Raw genomic sequence first — 22,106 nt, 5'->3', positions numbered from 1 at the left:
CGCTGCGCGCGCGCTACGTCTCCTCCGACGAGCGCCGCTCGCTGAGCTCGTCCTCGGCGGCGCGGACGAGCCGGCCGGCGGGCGCGGTGACCGACAGCGCGACGTTGGCGAACGGCGCGGCCGCCGCGCGGGTCACCTTTCCGACGGCGGCGAAGCGCGGGCCGCTCGTCTCGTCGATCACGTCCGGCACCGCGCGCGCCCACTCGCGTGCGGCCTGCTCACCGGCGTCCGGGCGCCGGCCCGCGGCGAGCGTCGCGGCCACGATCGAGCCCGCGGAGGTGCCGACGAGGTACTCGCACTCGCGGAAGTCCAGGCCGGAGCCGGCCTCGATCCCACTGAGCACGCCGCGCAGCCACGCTTCACCCAGCGTGCCGCCACCACCGAGGACCAGTGCGTCCGGAAGCTCGTCGATCACCGACAAGACGGTAGTCGGGAAGGCCGCGGTCGCCGGGGTGAAAAGCGGCCAGGGGGAACACTGACCGACCGGCACCGCGGCCTTCCCTGCGCATACGCAACGGCGGCCGTGAAAGGTCGAATGAGTAGGCGCATCCGGACTCGACACGTGTTTGTGGGCGCGTTGGTCCGGAAAACCAGACCTTAGGCATTTGACGGGGTGAGAAGCGTCAATTGTCAAGTTTGGATGACGTACCGTGCGTTCGGGGAACGCGCGCGGCCCACTTAGAGGAGCCGCGAGATGCCGTGTCACTGGCGCAACTGATGTTCCCGCACCTGAAATGTTGAAAGCGCGCCTGTATGCGATAACGTACAGGCGTAATGGCGACGGCTGTTGATCCCACCATCGCGGCCGTCGGTCCGCGCGTCAAGGCGCTGCGGGAGGCGATGGACCTCTCGCTCCGCGACCTGGCCGAGCGCTCCGGCGTCTCCGCCCCGATGCTCAGCCAGGTCGAGCGCGGAGAGACGAGCCCGACGCTGCAGGTCGCCAGCCGCATCGCCTCCGGCCTCGAGCTGCGCCTGTCGCAGCTCCTGCGCCTGGACGAGGAGGGCACCGTGTCGATCGTGCGCGCCGGCGACGGCCGCCGCGGCGGGACGGCCGGCCACGCCTACGAGCTCCTCACCCCGCCGCTCCCCGGCCTACGCGCCGAGGTCACGCGCCACACGCTCGCTCCCGGCGCCGTCACCGGCGGCCCCGGCGACCCGCCTCGCCACGAGCCGGGCGCCCGCGAGACCGCGCTGATCGAGCGCGGGTCCCTTGTCCTGCACGTCGAAGACGCCGAGCACCAGCTCCACGCGGGTGACTGCGTGACCTTCGACGCCGATTTGCCCCATCACTTCGCCAACCTCGGGAAGGAGGAGGCCGTCTTGCTGGCGATCGTGTCAGCGGGCCTGCGCCGGTCATGACCCCCACCACGCTGTTCGACAAGATCTGGTCCGCGCACGAGGTCGCGCCGGGACTCATCTTCATCGACCTCCACCTCGTGCACGAGGTGACGAGCCCGCAGGCCTTCGAGGGCCTCCGGCTCGCCGGTCGTGAGGTGCGCCGCCCCGACCGCACGCTCGCCACCGCCGACCACAACGTGCCGACGGACGGCACGCCGGTCAGCGCGCAGATCCGTGACGCCCTCAGCCGTCGCCAGGTGGAGGCGCTCGAGTCCAACTGCGACGAGTTCGGCATCCCGGTCTACTCGCTCGGGTCCGACCGCCAGGGGATCGTGCACATCATCGGCCCGGAGCTCGGCGTCACGCAGCCTGGCATGACGATCGTCTGCGGCGACTCGCACACGGCCACGCACGGCGCGTTCGGCGCGCTCGCGTTCGGCATCGGCACGTCCGAGGTCGAGCACGTGCTGGCCACGCAGACGCTCTCCCAGCCCAAGCCGAAGTCGATGCGGATCAACTACGTCGGCGAGCTCGGCCACGGCGTCACCGCGAAGGACCTGATCCTCGGCACGATCGGCCAGATGGGCACCAACGGCGCCGCCGGCCACGTCGTCGAGTTCGCGGGCGACGTGATCCGCTCCCTCTCGATGGAGGAGCGGATGACGATCTGCAACATGACGATCGAGGGCGGCGGCCGCGCGGGCATGATCGCGCCGGACGAGACCACGTTCGAGTGGGTGCGCGGTCGCGTCGCGGCGCCCGAGGACTTCGACGAGGCCGTCGCGTACTGGAAGACCCTCAAGACGGACGAGGGCGCTGCGTTCGACCGCGAGATCACCGTCGACGCGAGCACGATCTCGCCGCTGGTCACCTGGGGCACCACGCCCGGGCAGGTCGTCGGCGTGGCGGGCGAGGTGCCCGAGCCGCACGGCGAGACGGACGAGCGCTCCCTGGTCTACATGGGCCTGGAGGCGGGCACGCCGATCACCGAGCTCAAGCTGGACCGCATCTTCATCGGCTCCTGCACCAACGGCCGGATCGGCGATCTGCGTGCCGCCGCCGAGATGATCAAGGGCCGCAAGGTCGCGTCCACCGTCAAGAACGCGATGGTCGTCCCGGGCTCGGTCCAGGTGGCCAAGCAGGCGGAGTCCGAGGGCCTGGACGTGATCTTCCGCGAGGCCGGCTTCGACTGGCGCACCGCGGGCTGCTCGATGTGCCTGGGCATGAACCCGGACACGCTGGACCCGGGCGAGCGCTGCGCCTCGACCTCCAACCGCAACTTCGAGGGCCGCCAGGGCCGCGGCGGGCGCACGCACCTCGTCTCGCCGGCGATGGCCGCGGCCGCTGCGATCGAGGGCCGCTTCGTCGACATCCGGGAGTGGAGCTGAAAGATGGACGCCGTCAAGATCGTCTCGGGTCCCGTCACGTCACTCAAGCGCGCCGACGTCGACACGGACCAGATCATCCCGAAGCAGTTCCTCAAGCGCATCGAGCGCACGGGCTTCGGCGAGTTCCTGTTCTACGACTGGGCGCAGGAGCCGGGCTGGAGCCTGCCCAAGAACCCGATCCTGGCGACAGGCGCGAACTTCGGCTGCGGGTCGAGCCGTGAGCACGCGCCGTGGGCGCTGCAGGACTACGGCTTCCAGGCCATCGTCGCCTCGTCCTTCGCCGACATCTTCTTCTCGAACTGCACGAAGATCGGCCTGCTGCCGGTCGTGCTGCCCGAGGAGGAGGTCCAGGCGCTGATGGCGGCCGGCGAGGCCGAGGTGGACCTCGAGGCGCTCGAAGTGCGCTTCGCCGGTCGCGCCGTGCCGTTCGAGCTCGACGCCGATCGCCGCCACCGCCTGCTGAACGGGCTCGACGACATCGCGCTCACGCTCCAGAACGCCGAGGAGATCTCCGCCTACGAGTCCTCGCGCGAACGCCCCGGTCCCGTCACTCTGAATCTGTAGGGTCCCGCAACTTATGCCGAACATTGCCCTCCTTCCCGGTGACGGGATCGGTCCCGAAGTCGCCGCGTCCGCGGTCGAGGTCCTCAACGCCGTCGCCGGCGACCTGTCGTTCGACGAGCACCCCGCGGGCGGTGCCGCGATCGACCTGCACGGCGTCGCGATCACCGACGAGGCGATGGCGGCCGTCACGGCGTCGGACGCCGTGCTGCTCGGCGCGCTCGGCGGCCCCAAGTGGGACACGAACGAGCCCGGCGCCGTCCGGCCCGAGCAGGGCCTGTTCCGCCTGCGCGCGGACCTCGGGCTGTACGCCAACCTGCGTCCCGTCCGGCCGCTGCGGGCGCTGTACGATGCGTCGCCGCTCAAGCGCGAGCTGATCGAGAACGTGGACATGCTGATCGTCCGCGAGCTCACCGGCGGCCTGTACTACGGCGAGCGCGGGACCGAGAACGGCCGCGCGTTCGACACGATGGTCTACACCGTCGAGGAGATCGAGCGGATCGCGCGCGCGGCGTTCAACGCCGCCAAGTCGCGCGTGACCTCCGTCGACAAGGCGAACGTGCTGGACACGTCGCGGCTGTGGCGCAAGGTCGTCACCCGCATCCACGACGAGGAGTTCCCGAACATCGAGCTCGAGCACATCCTCGTCGACGCCGCCGCGATGAAGCTCGTCGCCGCGCCGCGCCACTTCGAGGTGATCGTCACCGAGAACATGTTCGGCGACATCCTCAGCGACGAGGCGTCGATGCTCACGGGCTCGCTCGGCATGCTTCCGACGGCTTCGCTGGGCGGCAACGGGCCGTCCCTGTTCGAGCCCGTCCACGGCTCGGCGCCGGACATCGCCGGCCAGGGCATCGCCAACCCGATCGGCATGATCCTCTCCGGCGCGCTGCTCCTGCGCCACGGACTCGGGCGGGAAGAGCAGGCCGCTGCCGTAGAATCGGCGGTGGACAAGGCCCTGGAGAAGGGCATCCGCACGGGTGACCTGGGCGGGACCGCGACCACCGCCGAGGTGACCAAGGCGGTGCTGGAGGAGCTGTGACGTGAGCCATCAGATCTGGATGAACGGCGAACTCGTCAACCACGAGGACGCCAAGGTCCACGTGCTCACGCACGCGCTGCACTACGGGACGAGCGTCTTCGAGGGTGTGCGCGCGTACGAGACGCCGGACGGCGGCTCGGCCGTGTTCCGCCACCAGGACCACGTCGACCGGCTGTTCCGGTCGGCCGCGCTCTACCACATGGAGATCCCGTTCTCGAAGGACGAGATCCGCCAGGCGACGTTCGACACGATCACGGCGAGCGGGCTCAAGTCCTGCTACATCCGCCCGCTCGTGTTCCGCGGTGCGGGCCCGATGGGCCTTTACCCGCTGGATTGCCCGGTGGACGTGATCATCGCCGTGTGGGCGTGGGGCGCGTACCTGGGCGACGAGGGCAAGGTCAACGGCGTCCGCGCGCGCGTGTCTTCGTGGCGGCGGATCTCCGCCGACGCGCTGATCCCGACGGCCAAGGCCGGAGGCCAGTACCTGAACTCGATCCTCGCGAAGATCGAGGCCGACAAGGCCGGCTACGAAGAGGCGATCCTGCTCGACTCCAACGGCTACGTCTGCGAGGGCACGGGCGAGAACCTGTTCCTGGTCAAGGGCGGCGTCGTGCACACGCCGGGCTTCGCGAACGACATCCTCGAGGGCATCAACCGCGCGGCCGCGATCGACATCCTGCGCGACCAGGGCTACGAGGTGATCGAGCGCAACATCGCGCGCGGTGAGCTCTACCGCGCCGACGAGATCTTCATGACCGGCACCGCGGCCGAGCTGACGCCGATCCGCGAGGTCGACGACCTGCCGGTCGGCGACGGCACGCGCGGCCCGATCACGACCGAGATCCAGGCGATCTTCGAGGACGCGCTGCACGGCCGCTCCGAGCGCTACGCGGACTGGCTCGACAAGGTTCCCGCGGCGGTCTCATAGGCATGGACGTCGTCGTCTACGACACCACCCTGCGGGACGGGATGCAGGGCGAGGGCATGTCGCTCTCGGTTGAGGAGAAGGTGCGCGTGGCGCGCATCCTCGACGAGCTCGGCGTGCCGATGATCGAGGCGGGCTTCCCGACCTCGAACCCGAAGGAGCTCGAGCTCTTCGAGCGGCTGTCCGAGGCCGGGCTGCGTGCCGACGTGTGCGCGTTCGGGATGACGCGCCGCCGCGGCGTGGACGCCGCCGAGGACGCCGCTCTGAAGGTGCTCGCGGAGTCGTGGACGCCGGTGTCGACGATCGTCGGCAAGACGTGGGGCCTGCACCTGGAGAAGGTCGTCAAGGTCGACCGCGAGGAGAACCTCCGCATGATCGCGGAGTCGGTGGCCTTCCTGGTCGCGAGCGGGAAGCGCGTCATCTACGACGCCGAGCACTTCTTCGACGGGTTCTTCGACGACTCGGGCTACGCCATCGCGTGCCTTACGGCCGCTTTGGAAGCGGGCGCCGAGAACCTGACGATGTGCGACACCAACGGCGCGACGCTGCCGCACCAGGTGGCGGAGGCCGTGCGAACGGTGCGACTTGCCCTCCCGACCGCCGCGCTGGGCATCCACACGCACAACGACGCCGAGTGCGCGGTCGCGAACTCGCTCGCGGCCGTCGCCGAGGGCGCCGTGCTGGTCCAGGGGACCATGAACGGCTACGGCGAGCGCTGCGGCAACGCGAACCTCATCTCGATCATCCCGAACCTGCAGCTGAAGATGGGGCGCACCTGCCTCCCGTCGCTGGAGGGGCTGACCGAGGCCTCGCACCTGGTCGCGGAGATGCTCAACCTGCAGCCCGACGCCAACCAGGCCTACGTGGGCAAGAACGCGTTCGCGCACAAGGGCGGCATGCACGTCGCGGGCGTGAACGCGGACCCGTCGACGTTCGAGCACATCGATCCCGCCGAGGTCGGCAACTCGCGCGAGGTGCTGGTCAGCGAGCTGGCCGGCAAGGGCACGGTCATCGCGCACGCGGGTGGGGCCTTGGACGACGCGACCGCGACGCGCGTGGTCGAGCGCGTGAAGGAGCTCGAGCACCGCGGCTTCCAGTTCGAGGCCGCCGACGGCTCCTTCGAGCTGCTGATCAAGCGTGAGACGGGTGACTACGAGCCGTTGTTCCGGCTCGAGTCCTGGCGGGTGATCGCCGAGAAGCGCGCCGACGGCCGGGTCGAGACCGAGGCCACCGTGAAGCTGTGGGTCGGCAACCAGCGCTTCGTGCGCACCGCCGAGGGCAACGGCCCGGTGCATGCGCTCGATCAGGCGCTGCGCGCCGCGATCGGCGAGCTGCACCCGCACCTGCGCGACATCAAGCTCGTCAACTTCAAGGTCCGCATCCTGGACGAGTGGAAGGCGACGGGCGCGACCACCCGCGTGCTGCTCGACGCGAGCGACGGCGAGTCGACGTGGGGTGCGATCGGCGTGCACGAGAACGTCATCGAGGCTTCGTGGGACGCGCTGGTGGACTCGATCGAGGCGGGCATGCTGCGCTCGCAGGCGTCGGTCAAGACCGCCTCGTGATCCCGGTCGCGCGCCCCGTCCTGGGCGTTGAAGAAGAAGCCGCGGTGATCGAGGTGCTGCGCTCGCGGCACCTCTCGCTGGGGCCGCGCGTCCCGGCCTTCGAGGCCGGGTTCGCGGCGCGGGTGGGCGCGCCGCACGCGTCCGCGATCTCCTCCGGCACGGCGGCGCTGCACCTGGCCCTGCGGGCGGTGGGTGTGTCCGAGGGCGACGAGGTCGTCACCTCGCCGTTCTCGTTCGTGGCCTCGGCGAACTCGATCCTGTATGAGCGCGCGAAGCCCGTGTTCGTCGACATCGACCCGGTGACGTTGAACCTGGACGTCGAAGCGGCGGCCGCGGCGATCACGGACCGCACCACCGCGCTGCTGCCGGTGCACATCTTCGGCTACCCCGCTGACACGCCGGCGCTGGAGCAGCACGGGCTGCCGATCGTCGAGGACGCGTGCGAGGCGCTCGGCGCCGTGCACGCGGACGGGGTGAAGGTGGGCGGGCGCGGCCATCCCGCCGCGTTCGGCTTTTACGCCAACAAGCAGCTCACCACGGGCGAGGGCGGGATGCTGACGATGGGGTCGGCGGCCATGAAGGAGCGCGTGGACTCCGAGCGCAACCAGGGCCGCGCGCCGAACATGGACTGGCTCGACCACGACCGGCTCGGCTTCAACTACCGGCTCACGGATCTCGCCTGTGCGCTGGGGTTGGTCCAGCTCGAGCGGCTCGACGGCATGCTCGCCGACCGTGCCCGCGTGGCCTCGTGGTACCGGGAGGCGTTGAGCGGGGTCGAGGGCCTCGAGCTTCCGTGCGAGGACTTCGGCGGCGACGTGCGCGGCTGGTTCGTGTTCGTGGTCCAGCTCCCGCGCGACGTGGACCGTGACGAGACGATCCGGGCGCTGCTCGCGCGCGGCGTGCAGTCCAAGCCCTACCTGCCGGCGATCCACCTGATGTCCTTCTACCGCGAGCAGTTCGGGTACCGCGAGGGCATGTTCCCGGTGTGCGAGGACATCGCGGCGCGGTCGATCGCCCTGCCGTTCTTCCCGGAGCTGTCCGAGGGGCAGGTCGCCGAGGTCGCCGAGGCGCTAGGTGACGTCCTTCAGGTAGCCCACAAAGCCGGGGCCGCCTAGCGCTTTCGCGGTGCGGTCGTTGGGAGCGCGGCGGATCTCGCGCTCCTGGAAGCCGTACGCGTCATAGAGCGCGCGGGCCGGCCGGTTGTGCAGGCCGGTGTCGAGCGCGAGCCGCCGGCAGCCGGCGCGCCGGGCGTCGTCCTCGGCGATGCGGAGCAGGCGCTGCGCGAGGCCGAGCCGCCGGTAGCTCTCGTGCACTGCGAGCGCGTCCACGTAGTAGGCGTCCAGCGGCGGTCGCGGCGCAACGCCGCCCGCCGCGTACAGGTGCTTGAAGGTGCCGGCGAGGCCCCACGGCGGCACGCGGGTGAGCGTGAGCCGGATGAAGCGGCGCGAGAGGCGGTCGCCGTCGCGCACCGGGAACGCGGTGAGCACGCCGACGATGAAGTCGTCGGGCGTGGCCAGCACCTGCGTGCATTCGTAGCTTGCGGCGTGGCCAGGCTGCACGAAGGCGCGGTGCAGGAGCTTCAGCGCGCGCCGCGCGCTGCCCGCGTAGGCGGTGTAGTACGGCTTCGCCGACTCGAACAGCAGCGGGACGCACGCATCCATCGGGCGCGCTGGGCGGACGAGCAAATCCATCTTGGGTCATGATGGCGGGCGATGTCGCGCTTCTCGCTGCCACCTGATCCCGTCTTCGTCACGCTGAACGCCTCGATCGGCTTCGACTGGCGCCTGTATCCCTACGACGTGGAGCAGTCGCGGGCGCACGCGAAGATGCTCGCGGCGACCGGGATCATCACCGACGCCGACCTCGACGAGCTGCTCAACGGGCTCGACCGGGTGCGGGCCGAGCTCGACGCCAACGAGTTCAAGTTCCTCGACGACGACGAGGACATCCACATGGCCGTCGAGCGGCGGCTGACCGAGATCGTCGGCCCGGTCGGCGGCAAGCTGCACACGGCGCGGTCGCGCAACGACCAGGTCGCGACGGACATGGCGATGTTCACGCGTGCGCACGCGTTGCGGGCGATCGAGGCGCTGCAGGACCTGCAGACCGTGATCGTGCGGGTCGCCGAGGCGCACCTGGACTGGCCGATGCCCGGCTACACGCACCTGCAGCGCGCGCAGCCCGTGTATCTCTCCCACCACCTGCTCGCCTACTTCTGGATGTTCCGCCGCGACGCGTCCCGGTTCGCGCTGGTGCTGGGCGGGACGAGCGAGCTGCCGCTGGGCGCGGGCGCGCTGGCGGGCGTGAACTTCCCGACGGACCGGCGCCTGGTGGCGTCTGAGCTCGGGTTCGCGGGCGTGGTGCCGAACTCGATCGACGCGGTCTCCAACCGCGACTTCGTGCTGGACTACCTGAACGCCGCCGCCACCTGCGCGACGCACCTGTCGCGGCTCGGCGCGGAGATCGTGCTGTGGAGCTCGGAGGAGTTCGGCTTCTGCGAGGTGCGCGACGACTGGGCGTCCTCGTCCTCGATCATGCCGCAGAAGAAGAACCCGGACGCGGCCGAGCTGCTGCGCGCGAAGGCGCCGCGGATCGTGTCCCACCTGGCCGGCCTCCACGGCGTCATGCACGCGCTCCCGCTGACCTACAACAAGGACATGCAGGAGGACAAGGAGCACCTCTTCGACACCGTCGACACGCTGGAGCTCACCCTGGCCGCCGCGCGCGGGATGCTCGAGTCGATGACGTTCAAGCGCGAGCGCCTGGCCGCCGCCGCGACGGACGAGATGCTCGCCGCCGTGGACGTCGCGGACATGCTCGTCAAGCGCGGCGTCCCCTTCCGCCAGTCGCACGGCATCGTCGCCGGGCTGGTGCGCACGGCGGTCGAATCGGGCCGCGTGCTCTCCCAGCTGACGCGCGAGGAGCTCGCCGAGCACTCCGACGTGCTCGACGACGACTTCTACGCGGTGCTATCCCAAGGGACGTGGCTGGAGTCCAAGGAGAGCGAGGGCGGGACGTCGCTCGCCCGCGTGCGCGAGCAGCTGGCGCACGCCAAAGCGGCGCTGGATCAGACGACCTAGGCGCTTCGTCGACGCCGCCGGCTTCGCCGGGGCAGTCGACCTCGGCTGGGGAGATCGCTTCGCGGATCTCCCTAGACGCTGATTTCTACGACCGGCCGGTGCTCGAGGTGGCACCGGCCCTGCTCGGCTGCATCGTCGAGTTCGAGGGCTGCGCCGGCCGGATCGTGGAGACCGAGGCCTATCACCACACCGAGCCGGCCTGCCACGCCTATGTGGGGTTGACGGCGCGGACCTCGGTGCTCTATGGCGCGCCGGGCACGGCCTACGTGTACCGCTCCTACGGGATCCACGCGCTCTTGAACGCCGTGTGCGAGCCCGAGGACGTCGGCGCGGCGGTGCTCATCCGCGCGCTGGAGCCGCTGGAAGGGCTGGCGGCGATGCGTGAGCGCCGCGGCGCGGGTGAGCTCACCAACGGCCCGGGCAAGCTCACCCAGGCGATGGGCATCGGCTTGACGGAGAACGACACGTCGCTGGTGGACGGCCCGATCGTCATTCGCCACGGCGAACCGCTCGAGTACGTGACCGGACCGCGCATCGGCATCACCAAGGCGGCCGAGCTGCCGTGGCGCTTCTGCGCCCTGGGGTTCCGCGAGGTGTCGCGGCCCTGGCCGCCGGGCTTTCGCGCGTCGCTGCGCTAGCCGGTGCCAGTGGTGCCGGTCGTCCCGGCACCGCCAGTCTGCGGCGCGGTGCCGCCGGCGCCGCCCGTTCCACCGGTTCCGCCGTCCGTCGGCGGTGCCGTCGGCGCGGGTTCCTGCGTTGTCGGCGGCGGTTCCTCGGTCGTCGGCGGCGGCTCTTCGTTCGTCGGCGGCGTGTTGTTCTCCGGCGGCGCCTCGGTGCCACCGCCCGTGCCGTCGGTTGACGACGGGGGCGGCGTGGACGTGGCCGGCGGCGGAGTCGCGGTGCCGGGGACGACGCCACTGGGCGTCGGGGTGGGCTTCGCGCGGCCGTCGCCGCCGTCGGCCTTGGGCAGCGGGTCGACCTTGAGCAGCGACATCATGAAGGTCTTCCAGATGCCGGTCGGGAACGTGCCGCCGGCGACCGGCTCGCCCTGGAACTCGGTCTCCATGGGCTTGAACTTGTCCGGGTAGCCGACCCAGACGGCGACCGTGTACTCCTTGGTCCAGCCGACGAACCAGGCGTCGCCGTAGGCCTCGGTGGTGCCGGTCTTGCCGGCGACCATCACGCCCGGGATCTGCGCACGCTCGGCCGTGCCGTTCTTGACGACGGTCTGGAGGATCTGCGAGACCTGAGAAGCGACGTGGGGCTTGAGCACGCGCGTGCGCTCGCGCTTGTTGACCATCCGCTTGCCGTTCTCGTTCTTGACGATCTTGGCCTTCTTGCCCTTGCCCTGCTCGATCCGCTCGATGCCGACCGGGCCCGGGACGGGAAGGCGCTTGTCGCTCTGGCCCGGCGACAGCGTGCCGGTGACGAGCAGACCGCCCGTGGCGAAGGTCTCGTACGCGTGCGCCATATCGAGCGGGGTCACGCCGCGGTTCAGGCCACCGAGCGCGCTCGCCAGGTTCGTGGACACCGGGGTGCGAACGCCCATGTCGCGCGCGAGCCGGGCGACCTTCTTCATCCCCACCTTCTTGGCCACCTGCACGAAGACGGCGTTGTCGGAGAAGGTGGTGGCGTTCGCGAGCGTGGTCACACCCGAGTACGCGTCGTCGTAATTGTTGACAGTGAAGCGCTCACCACCCTTGAGGATGTAAGTCAGCTTCTTGGACTCCCAGGTGGAACCGGGGCTGATGCCACGGTCCAGCGCCTCGGCGAGCACGAACGGCTTGAAGGCCGAGCCCGGCTGGCGCTGGCCCTGGGTCGCGAGGTTGAACGGCTTCTCCTCGTACCGGTCGCCACCGACCATCGCCCGGACCATGCCGTCCTTGTTGGAGATGGCGACCAGGGAGGCGCGGGGCCCGTCCTCGTTGGGAAGCCAGTCCTTGATCGCCTTCTCGGCGGCGCGCTGGAGCTTGGAGTCGATCGTCGTCGTGACCCGCAGACCGCCGTCGAAGGCCTTGGCCGCGCCCTGCTGGCCGCCGCCGAGCTGGTCGACGACCTGCTGCTTGACCCAGGACGTGAAGTACGGGAACTCCGTGTCCTCCCTGGGGAAGGTCAGGTCGAAGCGCGTCGGGATCGGCTGGCGCTTGCCGTCCTCGTACACGTCGCGCGGGATGTTGCCGAGCTCGTACATGCGCAGGAGCACGAGGTCGCGGCGCTTCTGCGCGGCGACCGGGTGCTGGACCGGGTCGTACGCGCTCGGCGAGGCGACGATGCCCGCGATCAGCGCGGCCTCGTGCGGCAGCAGCACGGCCGCGCAGTTCGGCTCGCACTCGTCGTGGTTGTAGGCGAAGTACGTGCGCGCGGCGGATTCGACGCCGTAGGCGCCGTTGCCGAAGTAGATCGTGTTCAGGTAGTTGCGGAGGATCCGGTCCTTCGACCACCGGCGGGTGAGCTGGTAGGCGAGCGCCGCCTCGCGCAGCTTCTGGAACACGGTGCGCTCGTTCTCGGCGGCGAGCTGGATCTTCACGTACTGCTGTGGGATGGTCGACGCGCCCTGGACCGCACGGCCCTCGGTCGTGTTCTGGAAGGCGGCGCGCAGGATGCCGCGGACGTCGACGCCGGAGTTGGTCCAGAAGCGGCGGTCCTCGATCGCGACCATCGCCTGCTTCATCGCGGGCGCGATCTGCTTCTCCGACAGGTAGATGCGCCGGTCGTTGCCCGTGAGCGTCCCGATCTGCTCGCCACGCTTGTCGAGGAGGACCGAAGGCTGGGCCGGCGCGTCGAGCGGCTCGAGCTGCGGGAGGTCCGCGGCGAGCGCCATGAACATGCCGAACGCGGTCGAGATCGCCGCGAGGATGCCCAGGAAGAACAGGACGATCAGCACCCGCAGCTTGCGGACCTTGAAGCGCTTCTTCCGCCTGCGGCGGGGCCAGAGGCGGATCCGTCCACGACTCCCGCTACGCGCACGCGCGCGCTCGCGCGGGAAGTCAACCACCGAGCCGCTCCCGTTGAGGCCGTCTGCCTCGCCGGGGATGGTGGTGGTTCGCTCGTGATCGCTCATGACAGGGTGCGCGGTCCCCGACCTAGGACGGGGACTCTGCCACGGATCGTGCCGAGGCGGGTGGCGGGCGGACCAAGCCCGGCCAGGTCGTTCGACTCTAGCATCGGGACGGACGGAACCGTCCGCCTTCGGAGCCCAGCGCTCAGGCCGAACTCAGACGCGGTTCCCGGGTAGATCGGCGGGGAGCGGCACGCACTTGAGGGAGAGGGGGAGAGAGGCGTGGCGGGCACCGGCGGGTGCGGGGCGGGCGGCCCGCGCGGCGCACGCGCATACGCGGGGGCGCGCACACGTGGGGGCGCAGACCGACGTGGAGGGGGCTGGGAGGAGCTCGGAATGGGGTCCGTGGAAAATTTCTTCGGAGACCCCTTGTAGGCCGGAGAGCCGCTGCTACTCTTCTGCGCCGCAGCGGGGTGAAGCAACGCCCTCCGGCCGACAGGACTGTGGTCCGGGAGGCGGGTACGCTAAACTCCACTGCCCCTCTGAAGCGCTAAGCTTCATAGGGCCGGAGCCGAAAGGCGCCGGGCGAGACGCGCTAAGCTTCTCGGCCCGGGGCCAACGAGGCACTGGGCCGGGAGCGCTAAGCTTCAGGGCCTGGAGCCGAGAGGCGCCGGACACGGAGCTGCTAGGCTCCAACATAGCGCAGCACACGGCGGAAACCCCGCCAGACGCGAGGCGCAGCGGTCTTTGAAAACTCAACAGCATGCACATCGATGGCTTCCTTAGCCGTCGAATGTGTCCAGGTTTCGTTACTCCGACGCCTTGTAACCACAAGGTGGACGGAATAAGGAATCAAGTAGGAAAGTAGTACCAGCAGTACTGAGCAGTAACCCTGTCAATCGCTCAGCCGGCCTCATGTGTACTGGTCGGCTCTCGAGTAGCGAAAGACGCTCTTTGTGATTCTTCACGGAGAGTTTGATCCTGGCTCAGGACGAACGCTGGCGGCGTGCTTAACACATGCAAGTGGAGCGACGAAGCGGACTTCGGTCCGTGGCAGAGCCGCGAACGGGTGAGTAACACGTGGGTAACCTACCCCAATGACCGGGACAACCCGAGGAAACTCGGGCTAATACCGGATGTTCTGCACTCTCGTAAGGGAGTTCAGCAAAGATAGCTTCGGCCTTCGCATTGGGATGGGCCCGCGGCCCATTAGCTTGTTGGTGAGGTAACGGCTCACCAAGGCTGCGATGGGTAGCTGGTCTGAGAGGACGATCAGCCACACTGGGACTGAGACACGGCCCAGACTCCTACGGGAGGCAGCAGTGGGGAATCTTGCGCAATGCGCGAAAGCGTGACGCAGCAACGCCGCGTGGGGGAAGAAGGCCTTCGGGTTGTAAACCCCTTTCAGTTGGGACGAAGCTTCCAGTGTTAATAGCGCTGTGGAGTGACGGTACCTTCAGAAGAAGCCCCGGCTAACTACGTGCCAGCAGCCGCGGTAATACGTAGGGGGCAAGCGTTGTCCGGAATCATTGGGCGTAAAGCGCGTGTAGGCGGTCCGGTAAGTCCGCTGTGAAAGTCGGGGGCTCAACCCTCGGATGCCGGTGGATACTGTCGGGCTTGAGTACGGAAGAGGCGAGTGGAATTCCTGGTGTAGCGGTGAAATGCGCAGATATCAGGAGGAACACCAATTGCGAAGGCAGCTCGCTGGGACGTTACTGACGCTGAGACGCGAAAGCGTGGGGAGCAAACAGGATTAGATACCCTGGTAGTCCACGCTGTAAACGATGGGCACTAGGTGTGGGGGGTGTCGACTCCCTCCGTGCCGAAGCTAACGCATTAAGTGCCCCGCCTGGGGAGTACGGCCGCAAGGCTAAAACTCAAAGGAATTGACGGGGGCCCGCACAAGCAGCGGAGCATGTGGTTTAATTCGACGCAACGCGAAGAACCTTACCTGGGCTTGACATGTTCCTGACCTCCCTGGAAACAGGGCTTCCCTTCGGGGCAGGATCACAGGTGGTGCATGGCTGTCGTCAGCTCGTGTCGTGAGATGTTGGGTTAAGTCCCGCAACGAGCGCAACCCCCGTCGCATGTTGCCAGCATTTAGTTGGGGACTCATGCGAGACTGCCGGTGACAAACCGGAGGAAGGTGGGGATGACGTCAAGTCATCATGCCCCTTATGTCCAGGGCTACACACGTGCTACATTGGCGCGTACAGAGGGCTGCGATACCGTGAGGTGGAGCGAATCCCTTAAAGCGCGTCTCGGTTCGGATTGTAGGCTGAAACCCGCCTACATGAAGGCGGAGTTGCTAGTAATCGCGGATCAGCATTGCCGCGGTGAATACGTTCCCGGGCCTTGTACACACCGCCCGTCACACCATGGAAGCAAGCAACACCCGAAGCCGGTGGCCTAACCCCTTGTGGGAGGGAGCCGTCGAAGGTGGGGCTCGTGACTGGGGTGAAGTCGTAACAAGGTAGCCGTACCGGAAGGTGCGGCTGGATCACCTCCTTTCTAGGGAAGCTCCAGGACTTGGAGCGCCGGCGACAACCAGGTGGGCATTCCGTCCACCTCGAGTTTGACTCGGTACCTAACGTCGACCGGACCTGGCTCGTACATCAAGTACGGGCATGCTGTTGAGTTTTGAGAGACCGTCTTGCCCAATCCGGGCGACGCCTCGAAGCGGACCTTGAAAACTGCACAATCATGCCAACGAAACACCGCCTTCAACGGCGGTGTGAACGGGTATCACCTGCAATTACGCAAGTAATTGCGGATCACCGTCAAGATAGGAAGGGCACGTGGTGGATGCCTTGGCACCAGGAGTCGATGAAGGACGTGAACGGCTGCGATAAGCCGCGGTGAGGCGCTGAATAGCCAGTGACCCGCGGATCTCCGAATGGGGAAACCCAACGCTGTTAGTACGGCGTTACCACCCGCTGAATATATAGGCGGGATGGGGGCAAGCCGGGGAACTGAAACATCTCAGTACCCGGAGGAAAGGAAATCAACCGAGACTCCCCGAGTAGTGGCGAGCGAAAGGGGAATAGCCCAAACCGGGCTGGTGTAAGCGCGCACGCGTTGCCAGTTCGGGGTTGTAGGGCCTTTGTCCGAGACGTGCGTGTCTCGGCGGGAGTTACCAAATCAGTCGATAGCTGAAGCGCGTGGAACCGCGCACCACAGAGGGCAATCGTCCCGTAAGCGAAATCGATCTGATCTCCCGATGAGGTACCTGAGTAGGTCCGCACCCGTGAAACGCGGACTGAATCTGGGGGGACCACCCTCCAAGGCTAAGTACTCCCTGGTGACCGATAGCGGACAAGTACCGTGAGGGAAAGGTGAAAAGTACCCCGGAAGGGGAGTGAAATAGTACCTGAAACCGCGTGCCTACAAGCGGTCGGAGCAGACTTGTTCTGTGACGGCGTGCTTTTTGCATAACGAGCCGGCGAGTTACTCGTCTGCGGCAAGGTTAAGCGATGAGCGGAGCCGAAGCGAAAGCGAGTCCGAATAGGGCGATTTAGTCGTAGGCGGTAGACCCGAAACTGAGCGAGCTACCCATGGGCAGGTTGAAGCGCGGGTAAGACCGCGTGGAGGACCGAACCGACCTAGGTTGAAAACTGGGCGGATGACCTGTGGGTCGGAGTGAAAGGCTAATCAAGCTCAGAGATATCTGGTTCTCTCCGAAATATATTTAGGTATAGCCTCGGATCAATTCCGTGGCGGCCGTAGAGCACTGTTTGGTCTAGGGGGCCCACCAGCTTACCGAAATCAGGCAAACTCCGAAGACCGTCACGGCTACTCCGGGAGTCAGTTGCTGGGGGATAAACTTCAGCGTCAAGAGGGAAACAGCCCAGACCGACAGCTAAGGTCCCTAAGTTCTAGCTAAGTGGCAAACGATGTCCGGGTGCATAGACAACCAGGAGGTTGGCTTAGAGGCAGCCATCCTTGAAAGAGTGCGTAACAGCTCACTGGTCAAGTGTCCGGGCGCGGATAATGTAACGGGGCTCAAGCTAGACACCGAAGCTTCGGGTTCGACGTAAGTCGAGCGGTAGGAGAGCGTTCCCATGGCAGTGAAGCGGCGGGGGAACCCAGCCGTGGAGCCATGGGAAGTGAGAATGCCGGCATGAGTAACGAAAGAGGAGTGAGAATCTCCTCCACCGATTTCCTAAGGATTCCTAAGTAAAGTTCGTCTGCTTAGGGTTAGTCGGGACCTAAGGCGAGGCCGAAAGGCGTAGTCGATGGACAACAGGTTGATATTCCTGTACCACGTCGCAATCATTTGACCGATGGGGGGACGGGGAAGGCTATGGGAACCCAGGCGACGGTAGTCCTGGGTCAAGCATGTAGGGGGAGCTCATGATAAATGCGGAGCTCCATAACCTGAGGTGCGATGACAGCTGGCTCTAAGCCGGCGAGTCCCGGACGCCATGCCTCCGAGAAAAGCCTCTAGGGAGATTGCACGTGCCCGTACCAAAACCGACACAGGTGGGAAAGTAGAGAATACTAAGGTGATCGAGATAACCATCGTTAAGGAACTCGGCAAAATCGCTCCGTAACTTCGGGATAAGGAGCGCCCTAGTAAGGTGAAGCGCTTTACGCGTGGAGCCTGAGAGGGCCGCAGTGAATAGGTTCAACCGACTGTTTACCAAAAACACAGGTCTCTGCTAAGTCGTAAGACGACGTATAGGGGCTGACGCCTGCCCGGTGCCGGAAGGTTACGTGGAGGTGTTAGGCGCAAGCCGAAGCACTGAAACTAAGCCCCGGTAAACGGCGGCGGTAACTATAACCGTCCTAAGGTAGCGAAATTCCTTGTCGGGTAAGTTCCGACCTGCACGAATGGCGTAACGAGTTGAACGCTGTCTCAACGATGGGCTCGGTGAAATTGCAGTCTCGGTGAAGATGCCGAGTACCCGCGGCTAGACGGAAAGACCCCGTGAACCTTTACTACAACCTGGTATTGGAGTGCGGTGCATCTCGCTCAGGATAGGAGGGAGTCTTTGAAGCATCGGCTGCGGCTGGTGTGGAGACAACCTTGAGATACCTCCCTTGATGTATTGTGCTTCTAACACTGCGCCGTTATCCGGGCAGTGAACAGTGCCAGGCGGGTAGTTTGACTGGGGCGGTCGCCTCCCAAAATGTAACGGAGGCGCGCAAAGGTTCCCTCAGTACGGTTGGAAATCGTACGTAGAGTGCAAAAGCAGTAAGGGAGCTTGACTGTGAGACCGACAGGTCGAGCAGGTGCGAAAGCAGGCTTTAGTGATCCGGCAGTAGCAAGTGGAAGTGCTGTCGCTCAACGGATAAAAGGTACTCCGGGGATAACAGGCTTATCGAGTCCAAGAGTCCACATCGACGACTCGGTTTGGCACCTCGATGTCGGCTCGTCGCATCCTGGGGCTGTAGTAGGTCCCAAGGGTTGGGCTGTTCGCCCATTAAAGCGGTACGCGAGCTGGGTTCAGAACGTCGTGAGACAGTTCGGTCCCTATCTGCCGTGGGCGTTGGAGAATTGAGAGGATTCGTCCCTAGTACGAGAGGACCGGGATGAACGCACCTCTGGTGTATCTGTTGTCCTGCCAAGGGCACCGCAGGTTAGCTACGTGCGGACCAGATAACCGCTGAAGGCATCTAAGCGGGAAGCTGACCTCGAGATGAATTCTCCCACCTCCTTGAGAGGGTAAGATCCCTGGTAGACCACCAGGTTGATAGGCCGGATCTGGAAGAGCGGTAACGCTCGTAGGAGACCGGTACTAATGGATCGAGGGCTTGACGGATATATTTTCCGTGATGCCCGTCGTTGGCAGGATTGTGCAGCTTTGAAGGCCCGCTTGAGGCGAGGTCTTGACAAATTTCTGGTGGCCATTGCGCGGGGGAAATACCTCTTCCCATTCCGAACAGAGCAGTCAAGCCCCGTAGCGCCGATGGTACTTGGCCTGAAAGGGCCTGGGAGAGTAGGTCGCCGCCAGTTCTTAAATAAGCAGTACGCTAGAGCCGCCCTTTGAGGCGGCTCTTTGTCGTTCTATGGCCTATCCCGCGCGAGTCATCACGCAGCGTTTGGTCCTGCACCGTTGGGATGCGCTGGCCCACACGGCGGCGCTGACGGCCGTGAACGCCGAGCCCGAGGTCATGACCTTCCTCAATGCCGGCGTCCCGTACAGCGAAGCGGCGTCCCGCGAGCAGTCCGAGCGGTTCGCCCAACACTGGGACCAGTTCGGCTTCGGCTTCTGGGCGGTTGAGGCTGCCGGAACGCTCGTCGGGTTCGTCGGCGTCGGCCATCCGATCTACTTCCCGGCTTACGTGCACGAGGTCGAGGTCGGCTGGCGACTGCATCCGTCGGCCTGGGGGAAGGGCTATGCGACCGAGGCCGGGCGTGCGGCCGTGGACGCGGCGCTCGAGCACCTCGCCGTCCGTCGGGTCATCGCTGTGATCGACCCGGGCAACGTGGCGTCGATCGCCGTCGCTGAGCGGCTGGGGATGACGCCCGCGGAGCGTGCCCCAGACCCGGAGGGGCCCGGCGAGCTCGTCATCTACGAGCAGCGCCGCCGTTAAACGACGAAGGGGCGGCCAGATGGCCGCCCCTTCATTAGGACCGCAGTATGTGCCGCAGGGCTACCGCACGGTCACGAGCTTGCTCGCCCCAGCCACGGTGACCTTGTAGCGGCCGGCGGCGAGCTTCGCGCTCGCCGTCCAGCGCTGGCCCTTCACCGTGGCGCGCACGGCCTTGCTCGTGCTGGCCTTGCCGACGCGCGCGATCGTGACCCGGAGCGAGGACCCGCAGCCCGTGGCGCCCTTGAGCGCGAGGATGCGCGCCTTGACCTTCGCCGAGGTCAGCGTGACCGCGCAGGTCGCTGCCTTCGTCGCTTCGGTCGCGGGCGCAACGGTCGTCGCGGCACCCGTCTCGAGGACGGTGGCGGCCGGCGCCGCGGCGGTGACGACGGTCTTGGCCTCCGGCGCCGGGACCGGAGCGGTCGTCGGCGGCACGTCAGCGAGCTTGTCGGTGTAGACGGCCGAGCCCCCGACCGCTTCCTGGAAGCGCACGTCAGACAGCTGGATCGAACCCGTCGGCGGCTTGCCGTTCTCGCCGAAGATCAGCTCGACCTTGCGGATGCTCGTGAGATCGACGCCCTGGGCCTTGAAGTCGCCCAGCGGCACGCGGATCGCGTTGAGCACGATGTGCGTGCGGGCGGTGGTGGAGCCCGTGGTCTGGTGCAGCGCGTTGCCGTAACGCGGCGAGCCGGCCGAGACGGTGCCCCTCGTGCCGGCCTTGTCGACGAGGACGATCTCGAAGTCCTGGGTCGTCAGCGTCGGGTTCCAGATCGCGTCCCCGGAGCGGGGCGGGTTGCGCGGGTCGAAGAAGTTGACCCCCGCGCCCATGGTGAGCGTCTTGAAGCCGGTGACGTCGCCCGATGCCGCCGGAACCCGGGTGCTGATCGAGGCCTTCTGCTCCCACGCCAGCGCGAGCTGCATGCCGTAGGAGTGGTTGACCGGGGCGTTCTCACGCGTGCCGCTCTGGCCGCCGAGCGCGCTCGCGGCGGGCAGCGGGCAGCCCTTCGTCGCGGTCGGGAGGCCGCTGAAGCCGAGCGAGGAAGGCGTGAAGTAGATCGGCTCCGGGTTGCACCAGTCGAAGCCGCCCGCGGTCGTCGCGGGCAGGGGGCTCACGCCGCCGCTCGCGATGTACGGGTTCGCGAACCCGCTGCCGGTGATGGCGGTGCCGAGCGCGCTGACGGTGAGCGGGTTGTCCGTCTCCGGCCGGAGCACGTCGCGGCGGGCGGCGGGCTCGGCGAAGTAGCTGACCAGGTTGCGCTCGACGCACGGGATCCGCGTGCCGGCCGTCGACGTCGGGCAGGCCGTGACCGGGATCTGGGGCGAGACGCCGTCCTCGCCGAGCTCACCCGTCATGTACGGGTCGAAGGCTGCGTCGCCGCCGACGTAGCGGCGGAAGAACGAGCTCATGAGCGCCAGGCCGGCCTTCTCCTGGTCACCCATCAGCGCCGGATCGCCGGAGCCGCGCGTCTGCGCGTTGTAGGTGCCGCCGCTCAAGCGGATGTTGTTCGGCTGCGACGTGCCACAGGCGGTGTCGGTGCCGGTCGCGTCGTCGCCGTCGGCGAACCAGACCGAGTTGAACCAGTTGTGGTTGACGCCGAGCATCGACACCTGGATGCGCGGGAACGGGTCGCCGTCGACGATGTACTGGCTGCGCTCGAACAGACGCGCGCCCTGCAGGTTCGTCACGTCGCCCTCGCAATAGCCGAACATCGTCATAAACGGCACGCCGTACGGCGCACGGCGCTCATAGTCGACCGGCGCGAGCGCGATCACGCCGCGCAGGTTGTACTTGCGGCCCGGCGCGGGGCGCGTGCGGTTGTAGTCGATGAAGCTGGAGACCGCGTCGCCGCCGCGGGAGTGACCCATCAGGCCCACGCGCGAGAAGTCGAGCTTGCCGACCAGCGCGCCGCCGATGTTGGCGTTGTCGCCGGCGGGGATCGGCGCGGTGTTCGCGTCCCACAGCTTGTCGAGCATGGCGGCGATGATGATCCGGCGCTGGTGCATGCCGCGCGCGGTGCCGTCCTGGTAGTACATGAGCTGGTCCTGGTCGATCGACGCGACCGTGTAGCCCCAGCTCGCGAGGTTCTCACCCAGGTACGCGTAGCCGCGGTCGTTGCGCTTGAACGCGGTGCAGTTCGGTGCCGAGCCGCTGTCGCAGCTCGAGTGGTTGCCGTGCACGAGCACGATGACCGGCGAGCCCGTCGCGCGGTTGCCCGGGTAGTAGATCGAGCCGCGCAGCTGCACGGTCGCCGCGGCCGCGCCGCCCGTGAGGCCACCACCGGCGGCGTTCGGCTCCTGCAGATCGACGGTGCCGATCTTCAGCGGGTCGAGCGTCACGGGCGTATACGGGCCGCGATCCATGGGGTCGGGCGGTGCGGCCAGCGATGTCGCCGGCGCGAGCACCGCCAAGAAGAGCGCAAGCGCGAGGGCCTTCAGGGCAGGGGTCACCAGTTCTCCGTGCGGTCGATTCATGAGTGCATCCGTGCTCGCACGACAACGACGTGCCGTACGCGGCGAAGCGGCGAGATCGTACGTTCCAGCCCGGGTGTCAGTGTGTGGACCATCGGTAGAAAGGTGACCAGGCAACGACCGACCGATTTCACATAACAACCGGCCCGGTGGTCCACGTAGATTGCGGCCGCTGCATCTGCGCGCCACTGACGGCTGCGCGG

At 67.1% G+C, this 22,106-nt stretch carries 14 protein-coding genes and 3 rRNA genes; 13 read left to right on the top strand and 4 right to left on the bottom strand.

Going from position 1 to position 22,106, the window contains the following annotated elements; genetic code table 11:
- Window positions 1-13: 13 nt before the first annotated feature.
- Window positions 14-415, bottom strand: a complete 402-nt coding sequence (locus OJ997_RS28545; RefSeq protein ID WP_270028739.1) for a patatin-like phospholipase family protein — start codon at window positions 413-415, stop codon at window positions 14-16.
- 359 nt (window positions 416-774) lie between these two features.
- Between OJ997_RS28545 and OJ997_RS28540 the strand changes: the two genes are divergently transcribed.
- From OJ997_RS28540 to OJ997_RS28510, 7 genes are read left to right on the top strand one after another with little or no spacing between them, the layout of a single operon-like run.
- Entirely contained in the window at window positions 775-1,359 is a 585-nt protein-coding gene (locus tag OJ997_RS28540; RefSeq protein WP_270028738.1) for a helix-turn-helix domain-containing protein, read from the top strand.
- Window positions 1,356-2,726, top strand: a complete 1,371-nt coding sequence (leuC, locus tag OJ997_RS28535) for a 3-isopropylmalate dehydratase large subunit (protein ID WP_270028737.1) — start codon at window positions 1,356-1,358, stop codon at window positions 2,724-2,726. Before OJ997_RS28540 ends, leuC begins: the two co-directional genes overlap by 4 nt.
- A 3-nt stretch (window positions 2,727-2,729) precedes the next feature.
- Window positions 2,730-3,290 (top strand): 3-isopropylmalate dehydratase small subunit, encoded by a 561-nt coding sequence (gene leuD, locus OJ997_RS28530; protein WP_270028736.1) that lies wholly within the window; start codon window positions 2,730-2,732, stop codon window positions 3,288-3,290.
- Between the two features lie 13 nt (window positions 3,291-3,303).
- Window positions 3,304-4,329, top strand: coding sequence for a 3-isopropylmalate dehydrogenase (gene leuB, locus OJ997_RS28525; protein ID WP_270028734.1), 1,026 nt, complete (start codon window positions 3,304-3,306; stop codon window positions 4,327-4,329).
- A gap of 1 nt (window position 4,330) precedes the next feature.
- On the top strand, window positions 4,331-5,257 hold the full coding sequence (locus tag OJ997_RS28520) for a branched-chain amino acid transaminase (protein ID WP_270028733.1): 927 nt from the start codon (window positions 4,331-4,333) through the stop codon (window positions 5,255-5,257).
- A 2-nt stretch (window positions 5,258-5,259) separates the two neighbouring features.
- Window positions 5,260-6,819, top strand: a complete 1,560-nt coding sequence (cimA, locus tag OJ997_RS28515; RefSeq protein ID WP_270028732.1) for a citramalate synthase — start codon at window positions 5,260-5,262, stop codon at window positions 6,817-6,819.
- Complete coding sequence (locus OJ997_RS28510) at window positions 6,816-7,934, top strand: DegT/DnrJ/EryC1/StrS family aminotransferase (protein ID WP_270028730.1); 1,119 nt, start codon at window positions 6,816-6,818, stop codon at window positions 7,932-7,934. The genes cimA and OJ997_RS28510 overlap by 4 nt, the downstream gene beginning before the upstream one ends.
- Here the strand turns inward: OJ997_RS28510 and OJ997_RS28505 are convergent.
- On the bottom strand, window positions 7,890-8,510 hold the full coding sequence (locus OJ997_RS28505; protein ID WP_270028729.1) for a GNAT family N-acetyltransferase: 621 nt from the start codon (window positions 8,508-8,510) through the stop codon (window positions 7,890-7,892). The two genes, OJ997_RS28510 and OJ997_RS28505, sit on opposite strands and share 45 nt — an antisense overlap.
- A 21-nt stretch (window positions 8,511-8,531) precedes the next feature.
- Between OJ997_RS28505 and argH the strand changes: the two genes are divergently transcribed.
- Together argH and OJ997_RS28495 are read left to right on the top strand one after the other, a co-directional pair.
- Window positions 8,532-9,899, top strand: a complete 1,368-nt coding sequence (gene argH / locus OJ997_RS28500) for an argininosuccinate lyase (RefSeq protein ID WP_270028727.1) — start codon at window positions 8,532-8,534, stop codon at window positions 9,897-9,899.
- Window positions 9,900-9,952: 53 nt separating this feature from the next.
- Entirely contained in the window at window positions 9,953-10,537 is a 585-nt protein-coding gene (locus OJ997_RS28495) for a DNA-3-methyladenine glycosylase (protein ID WP_372517944.1), read from the top strand.
- Here the strand turns inward: OJ997_RS28495 and OJ997_RS28490 are convergent.
- Window positions 10,534-12,960, bottom strand: coding sequence for a transglycosylase domain-containing protein (locus OJ997_RS28490; RefSeq protein WP_270028724.1), 2,427 nt, complete (start codon window positions 12,958-12,960; stop codon window positions 10,534-10,536). The two genes, OJ997_RS28495 and OJ997_RS28490, sit on opposite strands and share 4 nt — an antisense overlap.
- Window positions 12,961-13,860: 900 nt before the next feature.
- On the opposite strand from OJ997_RS28490, the gene OJ997_RS28485 reads away from it, so the two are divergent.
- The 4 genes from OJ997_RS28485 to OJ997_RS28470 all read left to right on the top strand — a co-directional run bounded on the left by OJ997_RS28485 (window position 13,861) and on the right by OJ997_RS28470 (window position 19,437).
- Window positions 13,861-15,408: ribosomal RNA gene (locus OJ997_RS28485) — 16S ribosomal RNA — on the top strand.
- Window positions 15,409-15,675: 267 nt separating this feature from the next.
- Window positions 15,676-18,662, top strand: a 23S ribosomal RNA gene (locus tag OJ997_RS28480).
- Between the two features lie 77 nt (window positions 18,663-18,739).
- Window positions 18,740-18,856 (top strand): 5S ribosomal RNA (gene rrf / locus OJ997_RS28475).
- Together the 16S, 23S and 5S rRNA genes form the textbook arrangement of a ribosomal RNA operon.
- 86 nt (window positions 18,857-18,942) lie before the next feature.
- On the top strand, window positions 18,943-19,437 hold the full coding sequence (locus tag OJ997_RS28470) for a GNAT family N-acetyltransferase (protein ID WP_270028722.1): 495 nt from the start codon (window positions 18,943-18,945) through the stop codon (window positions 19,435-19,437).
- 60 nt (window positions 19,438-19,497) lie between these two features.
- Here OJ997_RS28470 and OJ997_RS28465 read toward each other — a convergent pair whose 3' ends face one another.
- Window positions 19,498-21,882, bottom strand: coding sequence for an alpha/beta hydrolase (locus OJ997_RS28465; RefSeq protein WP_270028721.1), 2,385 nt, complete (start codon window positions 21,880-21,882; stop codon window positions 19,498-19,500).
- Between the last annotated feature and the right edge of the window lie 224 nt (window positions 21,883-22,106).

This window comes from Solirubrobacter phytolaccae, assembly GCF_027587195.1.
Taxonomy (GTDB): Bacteria; Actinomycetota; Thermoleophilia; order Solirubrobacterales; family Solirubrobacteraceae; genus Solirubrobacter; species Solirubrobacter phytolaccae.
This window is presented reverse-complemented; position numbering and strand designations above follow the sequence as displayed.